The 12,651-nt window shown below is 61.8% G+C and carries 11 protein-coding genes; 5 read left to right on the forward strand and 6 right to left on the reverse strand.

Annotation, left to right across the window (positions count from 1 at the left end; genetic code table 11):
* Positions 1 to 159 precede the first annotated feature (159 nt).
* The 4 genes from H351_RS08155 to H351_RS08170 all read right to left on the reverse strand — a co-directional run bounded on the left by H351_RS08155 (position 160) and on the right by H351_RS08170 (position 3,803).
* The gene (locus H351_RS08155; protein ID WP_003940434.1) at positions 160 to 1,008 is read right to left on the reverse strand and encodes a 3-hydroxybutyryl-CoA dehydrogenase; all 849 of its coding nucleotides are present in this window, start codon (positions 1,006 to 1,008) and stop codon (positions 160 to 162) included.
* 92 nt (positions 1,009 to 1,100) lie between these two features.
* Complete coding sequence (locus tag H351_RS08160; protein WP_003939784.1) at positions 1,101 to 2,258, reverse strand: acyl-CoA dehydrogenase; 1,158 nt, start codon at positions 2,256 to 2,258, stop codon at positions 1,101 to 1,103.
* A 159-nt stretch (positions 2,259 to 2,417) separates the two neighbouring features.
* Positions 2,418 to 3,110, reverse strand: a complete 693-nt coding sequence (locus tag H351_RS08165) for a TetR family transcriptional regulator (protein ID WP_024487439.1) — start codon at positions 3,108 to 3,110, stop codon at positions 2,418 to 2,420.
* Between the two features lie 72 nt (positions 3,111 to 3,182).
* Entirely contained in the window at positions 3,183 to 3,803 is a 621-nt protein-coding gene (locus H351_RS08170) for a TetR/AcrR family transcriptional regulator (RefSeq protein ID WP_021345503.1), read from the reverse strand.
* Positions 3,804 to 3,894: 91 nt separating this feature from the next.
* Between H351_RS08170 and H351_RS08175 the strand changes: the two genes are divergently transcribed.
* Positions 3,895 to 5,262 (forward strand): cytochrome P450, encoded by a 1,368-nt coding sequence (locus tag H351_RS08175; RefSeq protein ID WP_029256214.1) that lies wholly within the window; start codon positions 3,895 to 3,897, stop codon positions 5,260 to 5,262.
* A 15-nt stretch (positions 5,263 to 5,277) separates the two neighbouring features.
* On the opposite strand, the gene H351_RS08180 is transcribed toward H351_RS08175, so the two are convergent.
* Positions 5,278 to 6,882: an acyl--CoA ligase family protein gene (locus H351_RS08180; protein WP_029256213.1), complete on the reverse strand. Its 1,605-nt coding sequence runs from the start codon at positions 6,880 to 6,882 to the stop codon at positions 5,278 to 5,280.
* A 131-nt stretch (positions 6,883 to 7,013) separates the two neighbouring features.
* On the opposite strand from H351_RS08180, the gene H351_RS08185 reads away from it, so the two are divergent.
* From H351_RS08185 to H351_RS08200, 4 genes are all read left to right on the forward strand, one after another.
* Entirely contained in the window at positions 7,014 to 7,880 is an 867-nt protein-coding gene (locus tag H351_RS08185) for a helix-turn-helix transcriptional regulator (protein ID WP_029256212.1), read from the forward strand.
* Between the two features lie 114 nt (positions 7,881 to 7,994).
* On the forward strand, positions 7,995 to 9,422 hold the full coding sequence (locus H351_RS08190) for an amidase (RefSeq protein WP_029256211.1): 1,428 nt from the start codon (positions 7,995 to 7,997) through the stop codon (positions 9,420 to 9,422).
* 125 nt (positions 9,423 to 9,547) lie between these two features.
* On the forward strand, positions 9,548 to 10,003 hold the full coding sequence (locus H351_RS08195; protein ID WP_019745239.1) for a DUF6069 family protein: 456 nt from the start codon (positions 9,548 to 9,550) through the stop codon (positions 10,001 to 10,003).
* 13 nt (positions 10,004 to 10,016) lie between these two features.
* Entirely contained in the window at positions 10,017 to 10,985 is a 969-nt protein-coding gene (locus H351_RS08200) for a TIGR00341 family protein (RefSeq protein ID WP_020970736.1), read from the forward strand.
* 75 nt (positions 10,986 to 11,060) lie between these two features.
* On the opposite strand, the gene H351_RS08205 is transcribed toward H351_RS08200, so the two are convergent.
* A complete protein-coding gene (locus H351_RS08205) occupies positions 11,061 to 12,302 on the reverse strand; it encodes a DUF1254 domain-containing protein (protein WP_197941546.1) in 1,242 nt (413 codons plus the stop codon).
* Positions 12,303 to 12,651: the final 349 nt, after the last annotated feature.

A 12,651-nucleotide genomic window follows, 5' to 3' on the forward strand; every position in this document is an offset into this window, starting at 1 on the left:
GCCCCTCCGCCTGCCATCATGTGACAACGGTTGTTGTCACATGATGACTTTTGCCGCGCTACACGAATTTGTCAATCGATTCGACAAGATCTGTCCGAAAAACAACTCCGGCCCCTCACCTGCAACAGGTGAGGGGCCGGAAGAGTGAAGCGGTCGGACTCAGGCGTATTCGTAGAACCCGCGACCGGTCTTCTTGCCGAGACGACCGGCGTCGACCATGCGGCGAAGCAGCGCCGGCGGAGCGTAGTGCGGTTCTGCGAATTCCGCGTACAGGGACTCTGCCGCTGCGAGGGCAATGTCGAGACCGACGGTGTCGAGCAGCGTCAGCGGACCCATCGGGTAGCCGCAGCCGCCCTTCATGGCCTCGTCGATGTCTTCTGCTGTGGCGTAGCCGGATTCGAGCATCCGGACAGCCTGGCACAGGTACGGGATGAGCAGAGCGTTGACGATGAAGCCCGAACGGTCGCCCGCGCGAACCGTCTTCTTGCGCAAGGTGTTCTTGGCGTAGTCGGTGACGGCGAGAACGGTCTCTTCGGACGTCGTCAGGCTGACCACGATCTCCACGAGCGGCATGACCGGCACGGGGTTGAAGAAGTGAACGCCGACAACCTGGCCGGGGCGCGAGGTGGCCTTGGCGATCTTGATGACGGGGATCGACGACGTGTTGGTCGCCAGAATGCCTGCAGGCTTGACGATCTTGTCGAGCTTGCCGAAGATCTCGTACTTGAGAGCTTCGATCTCGGGAGCAGCTTCGATCACCAGATCGCGATCGGCGAACTCTTCCATGTCCAGGGTGACGCGGACGCGTGCGATCGCGGCGTCGGCTTCTTCCTGGGTGATCTTGCCCTTGGCTACGCCGCGGTTGATCGACTTGGCGATCCGTTCGCGAGCAGCGGCGGCAAATTCTTCTTTGGTTTCGAGCACCAGTACCGAGCTACCGGCTTTTGCACATACCTCGGCGATGCCGGCACCCATGGTGCCGCCGCCGATTACGCCTACGAGTTCCACGATTCTCCTCAAGATTCTTCAGACAGGGGTCAAGCCCCCGTGCGCGGTTAAGGAGTCTATGGACTGCCTGACCGCGCACAGGGCCGGAGGCCCTACTTCAGTAGCGCACGCGACATCACGACGCGCTGAATCTGGTTGGTGCCTTCGTAGATCTGCGTGATCTTGGCGTCGCGCATCATGCGCTCGACCGGGAAGTCGGTGGTGTAGCCGGCGCCACCGAACAGCTGCACGGCGTCGGTGGTGACCTCCATGGCAACGTCCGAAGCGAAGCACTTCGCCGCAGCGGAGATGAAACCGAGGTTCTTCTCGCCGCGCTCGGCGCGAGCAGCGGAGGTGTAGACCATCAGACGTGCGGCTTCGACCTTCATTGCCATGTCCGCGAGCATGAACTGAACAGCCTGGAAGTCGCTGATGGACTTGCCGAACTGCTTGCGATCCTTGGTGTATGCCAGAGCTGCGTCGAGTGCGCCCTGGGCCAGGCCGACAGCCTGAGCGCCGATGGTGGGACGCGTGTGGTCGAGGGTCTCGAGTGCCGTCTTGAAGCCGGTGCCCGGTTCGCCGATGATGCGGTCACCGGGGATGCGGCAGTTCTCGAAGTACAGCTCAGCGGTGGGGGAGCCCTTGATGCCGAGCTTCTTTTCCTTCGGTCCGACGACAAAGCCCTCGTCGTCCTTGTGGACCATGAAAGAGGAGATGCCGTTTGCGCCCTTGTCGGGATCGGTGACAGCCATGACGGTGTACCAGGTCGACTTGCCGCCGTTGGTGATCCAGCACTTGGAACCGTTGAGGATCCAGTCGTCGCCGTCAGCCTTCGCGCGGGTACGCATCGAAGCGGCGTCGGATCCGGCTTCACGCTCGGACAGTGCGTACGACGCCATTCCGCCGTTCACGAGGTCCGGGAGCACCTTGGACTTGAGCTCTTCGGAACCCTTGAGGATCAGGCCCATGGTGCCGAGCTTGTTCACGGCGGGGATCAGCGAGGAGGAGCCACAGACGCGGGCGACTTCCTCGATGACGATGCAGGTGGCGACGGAGTCGGCGCCCTGGCCGTCGTAAGCCTCGGGAACGTGGATTGCGTTGAAGCCCGACGCGTTGAGAGCGGTGAGTGCTTCCTCGGGAAAGCGTGCGTTCTCGTCGACGTCCTTGGCGTACGGCGCGATTTCCTTCTCGGAGAGTCCGCGGATAGCAGCCCGCAGTTCGTCGTGCTCTTCGTTCAACGCGAAGAGATTGAAATCCGGGTTTCCTGCCATGGGAACGCTCCTTGGTGAAGGTGGCTTGAAGGCGGTCGGTGCGGCTCCGGCGTTACCGACGAGATTCGCGGACAGACCGGTGCCAATGACCCCAGTCAAACACGGCACTGAGTGCCAGGTCAAGGGATGGGCGTGTGAAGTTCCGGTGCACGATCGGTGTCAGCCGAGTTGTTCGTGGATTTTTCTGCTGATCTCCTCGGCGGAGGTGCCCGGGGGAAATGCCACTACCAGCACAGACTTCGATTCTGGCGTGCTGGTCTTGGACCCGGGTGCCACGCCGTACGTCCGCCGAACGTCGAGCAATGCCTGGCTCAGCGCTTCGGCTGTGGCGTCTTCGTCGCCTTTGATCATGCTTCGCAAGAGGTAGTTGTGGCACGCGGTGACAGCTGCGGCAAAACCGACAACCTCGAGGACCGGTTCGCGGGGAACAGCGCTGCGCAGGTAGTCGACGAATAGGCGCTCATAGCGGAATCCGGTGACGAGTTCGCGGTCGCGAAGAGCTGGAACATGCTGTACGACGCGGTATCGCCGCATCGAAAGGTCACGGTTCCGGCGGAAGAAATCGAAGACCAGTCCCGCGGCCTCGCACACGGACGCCCAGGGGTCGGCGGAATCGGACGCGAGGAACTCGGCGACGTGTTCGAGGAGGGACTCGTGATCGGCGAAGATCACGTCTTCCTTGGAGCGGAACTGCCGGAAGAACGTCCGGCGCGACACACCGGCGGCAGCGGCGATCTGCTCGACGGTGGTGGCTTCGTACCCGTTCTCCGAGAACAACCGGATCGCTTGAGACGCGACGTGTACCCGAAACTGTGCGGGGTCAGTTCCGGGCAGGTCTGCGCGTTCACTCATGGGGACAAGTATTGCGCCTGTTCGCACCATTCCGGTGTGGCGGGCAGCAACCGCATGCCGATCGGTTCCATCTCAACGGTGTGCGGTGGACGTGAATTGGTAGGTTGCCGCCTCGACGATCTCGTCAGGGGTAATAGCGATCTCCTCGTTCAGCCACGCGGTGACCAATTCGGCAAGGCCCCCGACGAAGAGCAGTCCGTTGATCTGACCTTGATGAGATGGCCAAGCTCGGTCGCCGTACATTCGCGAGGCTTCGTCCGCGACCATTTGCGCGAAGCCGTGCAGTACCGCGCGCCGGTGTGCGCGAAGGGGCTCGTATGCAGCGGATTCGATCATTGCCACACGCCCCTTGCGGGGATCGTCGGTGAGGAGGGTGACGAACGACGTGATGGCATCTCGTACGCGCTGCTCGAGCGTTCCGTCGCTCGCTCGTAGTGCGGTCAGGCCGGCGTCGCGAACCTCGTCGGCAATTCCGTCCAGGATTGTTTTCAGCAGTTCGTCTCTGCTGGAAAAACTTTCGTAAAAGTAGCGTTCCGTCAACTTGGCTCGCGCACAGATCGCGGTCATCGTGGCGCCTCGACTGCCTGCGACAGCGAATAGTTCCAGCCCTGCCTCTAGCAAGCTCTCGCGCCGCAATGCTGAGCGCTGGTCGCCGCTGAGGCCGGCATACCGCCGCGGCGTCGGAGAAGTCATAGGTCGATATTGACAGACGCAACCACTGTGACGCAGACTACAGTCCATCTGACAGGATGCACTGTCAGATTGAACGAGAGTAGAGGTCGCAGTGTCCAAGATCCTGGCTCGTCCCCCCGTGAACTCGCAGTTGCACCCGATTTCGGGCCGTTCCGGGCTGCCTCTCGTCGGGCACGCTCTTGCATACATCCGCGATCCACTCGCATTGATGCAAGAGAACTGGGATCGATACGGCGAGGTCTCTTGGTTCTCGATGGTCGGTCGGCAGTGGATCGCTGTTCTCGGACCCGACGCGTGCCAGGAAGTGCTGCAGAACAAAGATCGGGCTTTTGTGAACAGCGACGGCTGGTCGGTGCTTATCGGCCCCTTTTTTCACGGTGGGCTGATGCTTCTCGATTCGGAAGAACATCTACGGCATCGTCGAATCATGCAGCAGGCGTTCACTCGGACGCGGATCGAGAAGTCTGTCGACGTTCTCAATCCGGCAATCGACTCGGCGCTCGACACATGGACCCCCACTGACGGATTTCGTGCATACACAGCGCTGAAGGCACTCACCCTCGATCTCGCTACCGACATCTTCATGGGCGGTGCGGAAGGAAGTACCGAAAGCGAAATATCTTCGGTGAAAAAGGCTTTCGTGGATTGTGTGCAGGCGGCTACTTCTCTGGTCCGCTACCGCGTGCCGGGGACCAGATGGAAGCGAGGACTCGACGGCCGCCGGGTCCTGGAAGACTTCTTTCGTCGCTACCTGCCGGCGCGTCGAGCTCGCGCAACCGATGATCTGTTCTCCGTGCTCTGTCACATCGAATCCGAAGCAGGACAACGCTTCAGTGACGACGAAGTGATCGACCATATGATCTTCCTCCTGATGGCCGCACACGACACTTCGACGATCACCCTTTCCACGATGATGCAATATCTAGGTCAATATCCGAAGTGGCAGGACAGGTGCCGTGCCGAGTCGCTCGCTCTGGGGACCTCGACGCCCAGCTATGCAGATCTCGACGGCCTGAGCAGCCTTGACCTGGTGATGAAGGAATGCCTCCGACTCGTCTCTCCCGTACCGGTCATGGCGCGGCGAGCGGTCCGCGACACTCAAGTACGGGGTCACTTCGTGCCTGCGGGAACGTATGTTTCTGTCGCCCCTCACTTCACGCACCACATGGCGCAGTACTGGCCTGATCCCGAGCGTTTCGATCCCGAACGTTTCGCCGAGAATCGACGCGAAGACAAGGTTCATCGGTACGCGTGGGAACCGTTCGGAGGTGGAGTGCACAAATGCCTGGGAATGCACTTCGCCGGCGCCGAGATCAAGGCAATCATGCACCACCTCCTCATGCGCTTCGACTGGAACGTCGACGCAGATTACGTCGCTCCGCTCGACTTCACGTCCTTGCCGTTCCCTTCGGACGGGCAACCTGTCGATCTGCGCCGGCGTCACAGTTCGGTGCGCTGAGACCCTACGGCCGAATTACTTCGACGCACGCAATTGGAACTTGAGAACCTTGCCGGTCGGGGTGCGAGGAAGGTCGAGTGGAAAGACGATGTCGCGGGGAACCTTGTACCCGGCCAGCAATGCACGGGTGTGCTCGACGATGTCTTCGGCGGAAGCCTGTAATCCCTTGCCCAGCACCACGAATGCCTTCGGGCGCTCGCCCCACTTCTCGTCGGGAACGCCGACGACTGCCACGTCGATCACGGCAGGGTGACTCATGATCGCCTGCTCCACCTCGACGGTGGAGATGTTCTCACCGCCCGAGATGATGATGTCCTTCGCGCGGTCCTTGAGCTGGATGTAACCGTCGGGATGCATGACGCCGAGGTCGCCGGAATGGAACCAACCACCGGCAAATGCTTCGGCGGTCGCGGCCTCGTCACGGTAGTAACCGAGCATCACGTTGTTGCCGCGGAGCACGATCTCACCCATGGTCTGGCCGTCGGCGGGAACGTCGTTCATCTCGGCATCGACAACGCGAGCATTTTCGGCCTGCACCATGCCGACTCCCTGACGGGAGAGAAGTGCGGCGCGCTCGGACTGCGGCTTGTCGTCCCAGGCTTCCTGGTACTCGCAGATCGTGTAAGGGCCGTATACCTCGGTGAGGCCGTAGACGTGGACGACGGTGACACCGATGTCTTCGAGTTTTCCGATGATCGTCGGTGACGGGGGAGCGCCGGCGGTGGTGATGCGCAGGGCTTCGACCTTGTGGGCCTGGTCCGCGTCGGCGATGGTGGAGCAGACGGTAGGAGCGCCGCACAGATGCGTCACGCCCAGATTGTCGATGGCGTCCCAGATCGCGTCGGCGCGGACCGCGCGCAGGCAGATGTGTGTGCCTGCGGCCTGAGTGACGGCCCACGGCGTGCACCACCCGTTGCAGTGGAACATCGGCAGTGTCCACAGATACTTCGTCGCTCCGTCGAAGCCGTTGTGGAATGTCTCGCCGAGCGAGTTCAGGTATGCCCCGCGGTGGGAGTACATGACGCCCTTGGGTTTTCCGGTGGTGCCAGAGGTGTAGTTGATGGCGATGCACTGCTGCTCGTCGTCGACGCCCCAGTACAGTGGCTGATCGGCGAGAGCTTCACCTTCGGCAATCAGATCGGCGTACTGCCCGGTGACGATTCCGGTGGGGACCTCCGGGGACGGGACGGTGGAGTCCGGGATCTCGATGATCTCGCGCAGGCTCGTCACGTTCGCCTTGGACGAGGTGACCGAGCCGACGAATTCGGAGTCGACGAACAGGATCGTGGTTCCCGAGTGATCGAGGATGTACTCGAGTTCGGGACCGGCGAGGCGTGAGTTCAGGGCGATCAGGACTCCGCCGGCGAGTGGGACGGCAAAATGCGCGAACAGCATCTCGGGAACGTTCGGCGCCAGGTACGCAACGCGGTCACCGGGCTGAATGCGTTGACGCAGGACGCGGGCCAGCGCTGCGACCTCGTCACCGAACTCTCGGTACGTGTAGGTCCGGTCGCCGTGAATGACGGCGGTGCGATCGGGGAACACCGCAGCGCTGCGCTCGAGAAAGCGCAGCGGACTGAGCGGGGTGTTGTTGGCTGCGAGAGCTGTCGAGACAGACACGGTTCCTCCGAAGGCGACGTGACACGGTTGGTGTCACGGTAGTTGTGATCGGCACTACAAATGGCCTGGATGCACGCTATTGCCCAGTCAAAGGTGCCGCTACCCTCTGAATTGGGTATGTGGAGGTGAGAGTGAGCAGGGTACTGAGACCGAGCGACGACGACGCGTTGCGCGCCGAACTGCGTCGACTGCACCCCCGAACCGAGTTGCCGGTTCTGTTCGGCGGTTGTGTCGACGACCGGTCGCTGACCATCACCGGCTACGTCGGGACTCGTAGCAACATCCTGCGAAATTTGAAGATCGACGCCGAATGCGGACTCGGTGGTCGTGCGATCGCAGAACAACGACCGGGCGCGGTGCAGGACTACGCGAACTCGTCGCACATCACCCATGACTACGACTACGAAGTGGGCACCGAAGCCATCGAATCCTTGATGGCAGTCCCGATCGTCGTACGCGGGGTTACTCGCGGAGCGATCTACGGAGGACTGCGTGCCAACCTGCCGATCGGCGACGTGATCGCCGAGACGATGATGCGATCGTCGTACGCGTTGGCCCGCGAATTCGAGATTCGCGACGAAGTGGATCGTCGGGTGGCGATGCTCGATACCGCTGCGGTGGAACATGGTTCGAATCGCGATGCCCAGATATCCGAAGGGTTGACCGAGAGCGTCCTGGCGCTCGGCGAGATCGCGGCGAACCTCGAGGACATGGCTCTCAGCGCGCAGGTCCTCGCCGTCGAGGCAAAGTTGCGGGCGTTGGCGTCGCCGAACCCTTCCGCGAACACTCCAGTCGTGAACACCGTTGTCCTGTCGCCCCGCGAGCGGGAGGTGATGGGCTACGTAGCTCTGGGACTGCGCAATGCCGAGATCGCCGAGAGGTTGTCCCTGAGCGTCGAAACGATCAAGACGTACATGCGGAATCTGATGGGAAAACTCGACGTCCGCAGTCGGCACGAAGCAGTTGTGGAAGCGCGGCGGCAGGGCTTGATTCTGTAAGGCTGAATCGGTGGGCCGGTCCCGCCAAGCGGAATTTCAAAGCTACGCCTTCGCCATGGTTGGTATGACGGACCTCACTATCGGCAGAGTTCGACACGAGTGATGAGGGCATCGATGCAGGATTTGTTCGACAACAACGACATGACCGGCCTGGCCGAGGCGATCAAGAGCGGCGACGTCTCCGCCAAGGAAGTTCTCGAGTTCAGCCTGGACAGACTCGACGAGCGCAACCCGGCAGTCAACGCGGTGATCAGTGAGCGTCGCGAGGAGGCACGCAACGAGGTATCAGGCGGCTTGCCGGAAGGTCCACTGCACGGCGTCCCGTTCGTGATCAAAGACCTGGGCATGGACGTCGCAGGATTGCCGAGCACCAACGGATCTCGATTGTTCGCCGATGCTGTGGCAGAAAAAGATTCGACGCTCGTGGAGCGGTACCGTGAGGCCGGTCTGGTTGTCATCGGCAAGACGAACACCCCGGAGTTCGGTAAGAATGCGAGTACCGAACCTGCGCTGTTCGGGCCTACCTGCAACCCTTATGCCCTTGATCGTTCACCCGGCGGATCTTCGGGTGGCACGGCTGTAGCTGTTGCCGTCGGGATCGTGCCGGGCGGCCATGCCAGTGACGGCGGTGGATCGATCCGTATTCCCGCATCGGCCTGTGGCTTGGTAGGCCTCAAGCCCAGCCGTGGACGTACTCCGACGGCACCGGCGCGCACGCTGTTCTCGTCGCCGATGAGTGTTCATCACGCACTCACCCGAAGTGTCCGCGACACTGCACTGCTTCTCGATCTCTCCGCCGGACCGACTGTCGGCGATCCTTACGTGATCCTGGCGCCGAAGCGGCCGTATATCGAGGAAGTTGGTGCGGATCCCGGACGGTTGCGGATCGGTCTGAGTAACACTCTTCCTGATGGCACCCCGGTGGACCCGGAGTGCTCGGCCGTCACAACCAGTGTTGCCGGCCTGCTCGAAGAACTCGGTCACGATGTGACCGAGGGTGCCCCGAACTTTCCGCTCGATGCGCTCACCGCCGGGCTTTCCGTGTTGATGGGCATTCCGATGACGATCGAGGTCGACGAACGACTCGAGGCCCTGAACCGCGCAATCCGCGACGACGACCTCGAGCCGATGGCTCGGATGATCTACGACCGTGCGAAGTCCGAAAGTGCGACGAACGTCGTCAAGGCATTGCAGGAACTCGAGCGGGCAGCTCAGGTGATCGGTGCGTTCTTTGTCGATCACGACCTGTTGCTGACGCCGACGATGGCTCGACCGGCAGCTCCGCTCGGTCTGCTCGATACGGCAAATCCCATGTCGATCTGGGAGCATTCGGCCGGGTACAGCGGTTTGACCAGTCCGTTCAACAGTTCAGGTCAGCCCGCGATTTCCTTGCCGATGGGTCATGACACGGCCGGCGTTCCTATCGGCGTGCAGTTGGTGGGTGCGTTCGGGCGTGAAGATTTGCTGATCCGGGTTGCGTCGCAGCTCGAGGTGGCGCGCCCGTGGAGCATTGCCCCAGTGTGGCCGCCCGTCCCGGCGTAGCCCCGGCACCGTCGAAGAGTCGAGAACACCGTACTTTTCACCCGTCGAGGGTGAATGTGGGCCGTCCCGAAACGCATACAGTTCGGAAGGACAGCCCTATCCGGTATCGGTGAAGGAGTCTCTCGATGAGCCAGTTCCAACCAGACAGTCCGGCGACTCCCGCCGTCAATGCAAAACGACTGTGGGCGGGCGGGGCCGCAACTGCGCTCGTCGCGGCCCTGGCCGCGGTCGTCGGACTACTGATCGTGCGGGGAATCCTCGACACTCCGGTCATCACACCGGAGCGGATGCCGGGGAATTCCCAAGCCGGCTCGCTTGCTCTCAGCGCCGCGATTGCAGCGCTGGTCGCTACCGCACTTCTGCATGCGTTGATGGTGTCGACGCCACGTGCGTCGAACTTCTTCGCGTGGATCGGAATCCTCGCAACGATCGCCACGGCGCTGTGGCCGTTCACGATCGCAGCGACTACCGCATCGCGAGTCGCCAGCGCCGCAATCTACTTCGTCGTCGGCATCGCGATCGTCTCGTTGCTCACCGGGGTCGCAGGGTCAGCGCAGACCACTCGCCGTATCGGCGTGTGATGGAGTATCGACCGTGAACGGGGTGGTTCCGCAAGCACAACGGCGCACATTGGCGGAGCTCGACGAAAAGCTCAATTTCTCGGTGGGGGACCGAGATTCGAAGCGATCCGCCTTCTGGGTGATGCTGACGCTGTCTGCCGTGATCGCCGTGGCCGGTGTCGTGGGCGATTCCACGGCAACCGTCATCGGAGCGATGATCGTCGCTCCCTTGTCGACGCCGATTCTCGGGGTCGGGTTGGGCATCACAACTGGCCAAGGCGCTTTGGTGGGGCGGAGCCTGGTCTATGTCGTCGGTGGAATCTGCCTCGTCGTCGTATTGGGTGTCGCGTTCGCTCAGGTATTGCCGAATCCCTCCAACGTGCTGACCAATTCCCAAGTGCTTGGGCGTACTTCGCCGACGTTGATGGACTTGACGGCAGCACTTGCGACCGGTTTGGTCGGGGCCATCGCGATCGCGCGCAAGGATGTCGGCGACGTACTTCCCGGTGTTGCCATCGCAATTTCGCTTGTCCCACCGTTGGCGGTGGTAGGTGTCTGTCTCGGCTCGGGGTCACCGAGTTTGGCGGTGGGCGCGTTTGTACTGTTCGCATCGAACGTGGTTGCCATGATCATCACTGCGACAGGCGTGTTCGTCGCAGCTGGGTACGCGCGCGACGCCGGGATCTTGAAGACGTCGCGGCGGCGGGCATACCTCGTGCTTGCCGCTCTGTTGATCGTCGTCGCGATTCCGATGGTCGGCAACTCCCTGTCGTCGTTGTGGGCGAGGCAGATCGGGAGCGCGGCGCAACAGTGGCTCGCAGACACTCCGGGAGCCGAGGTCACCGATGTCACCTGGCAGGGCAGCACCGCCACCATCGACGTGCTCGGCCCGGAAACCCTTCCCCCACTGGATGAACTGGAGGCATCGATCGACGCACTGATTCCGTGGAACCCGGACGTTCAGATCGTCCATACCGTCGGGACGAGGATCGCGGCTGGGTAACCGTGATCAATCGGTGGCCGTCACGCGTCGAATGTCGGTCGGCAATTCATCGGTGGCTTCAGTCGAGGCGCTCGATCAAGTGACGTCGAAGGACGGTGTCAGGTATTCGCCGTCCTGAACGGCCTTGCTCGGGCCGTACATTCGCATGATGAGGTAGGCGTCTTTCTCCGGAATGGGTAGGAAGTTCGGATTCTCTGCGTTGGCGTCGACGTCCGCGCTCAGCACGATCGTAAAGTAACCGTCGTCGTCCATGATCAGCGTGCGATCGCCGCGACTGTGACGATTGATCGCATTGTGCGCCATCAAGCGATCGTCAGAACCATAGACGGTGAACGACCAGAATTCGCTCACCTCCGGAGGGAGAAGGCGCGCACGGTACGTCTTGCCATGCGCGCCGTTGATCGGTTGCCCGTCGGAGCCTGTCTCGACCTTGACGTACACCGACTCGACCGGTGGCAGCCCCCACTGGCCGAGATACGTTCCCTCGGCGAAGAGATCGCGCGGCCCGTCCTGAAGGTCGGCCCGTGTGCCCAGCAGCTTTCCCGCGTTCGTCATCTCAGGCGCGAGATCACGGATATGTGCCATCCCAAGCTGCTCTCCGCGCTCGGCGGCATCCAGTTGCTCAGGTGTGAATTCAGTTTTCCCCGGCTCCAAACCGATGTCGTGGTACTTCGTCAGCCATTCCGCATCTGCTCGGGCCATTGAACCGGCAGCCAGGACAAAGTTGGTGCGCGCGAGCCAGTTCGTCGATTTCGGATCGGGATAGTCGCGGATTGGTTGCCCCGGGCCAGACACCCCGAGGAACACCGACAGCGTTTCCAACTTCCACTGGTCCTGCAGGTTGCGGGCCGCCTCTAGGTCGTCGCCGCCGGTAGTCATGATGCGGGCCATGACCTTGATCAGATCGGACTCGGAGCGCACAACCTCGTCGACCCCGTCCGGAATGTCACCGTCCCACACACCACTGGCGAACAGGAAGCGTCCTCCTCGCGCACCCCGCGTTCGAGATCCGATCATGGCGTTGGTGTAATGACCGAGGTCCATCGTGTGCAGGATCCAGTACCGCCCCTCGTCGAAGTCCGGGACGGTCACAACCACAGGTTCGGCACCGACATCGAACCATCCCTGCAGGTGCAGCGTGTCGTTGTTGATCGACGGGTGCGCCGTATAGGTGTCATCTGCCAGGTCTCGCAACAGTTGGAACTCGTTTACAGCGCGCCCAGGCTCGATGGTCGTCTCGAACAGGAACTTGTACGCCTCGTCGATCGAATAGGCGTAGAGATACGCATCCCTGGCAAGTTCTCCGGAAATCGTCACGCCAACCACATCCTCGGCTTCGTCATCGAACGGTCACCCGATCCTCGAATCGCGTCCCGGTCTCGAATTGCGGCACAACATGAAACGACAGTCGGCGGAAGAAGTCACTCCCGGACTCGCATCGGTGTTGTCCTCGGGAATACGAGATGACCATACCTCCGAAGCCCGTGTCTACTACCACGTCGATGCTCATGCACGCGATGTTCACCCGTAGTAGGTGAAGTGCATGCGATCTCGGCATTACAGACTGTCGATGTGGTCATGGCATCGCATTGGCTATCGGAGTTCGGGCTACAGGTGAAGTGTGCGAGGCCCCTCTGACTGAGTCCATCTGTCCTCCGCCGAACTA

The sequence above is a fragment of the Rhodococcus erythropolis R138 genome, assembly GCF_000696675.2.
Lineage (GTDB): Bacteria > Actinomycetota > Actinomycetes > Mycobacteriales > Mycobacteriaceae > Rhodococcus_F > Rhodococcus_F erythropolis.

Excerpts from the sequence above, each read along its gene's own strand:
- H351_RS08160 (WP_003939784.1), bottom strand. The coding sequence starts at position 2,258 with ATGGCAGGAAACCCGGATTTCAATCTCTTCGCGTTGAACGAAGAGCAC.
- H351_RS08165 (WP_024487439.1), bottom strand. The coding sequence starts at position 3,110 with ATGAGTGAACGCGCAGACCTGCCCGGAACTGACCCCGCACAGTTTCGG.
- H351_RS08170 (WP_021345503.1), bottom strand. The coding sequence starts at position 3,803 with ATGACTTCTCCGACGCCGCGGCGGTATGCCGGCCTCAGCGGCGACCAG.
- H351_RS08190 (WP_029256211.1), top strand. The coding sequence starts at position 7,995 with ATGCAGGATTTGTTCGACAACAACGACATGACCGGCCTGGCCGAGGCG.
- H351_RS08195 (WP_019745239.1), top strand. The coding sequence starts at position 9,548 with ATGAGCCAGTTCCAACCAGACAGTCCGGCGACTCCCGCCGTCAATGCA.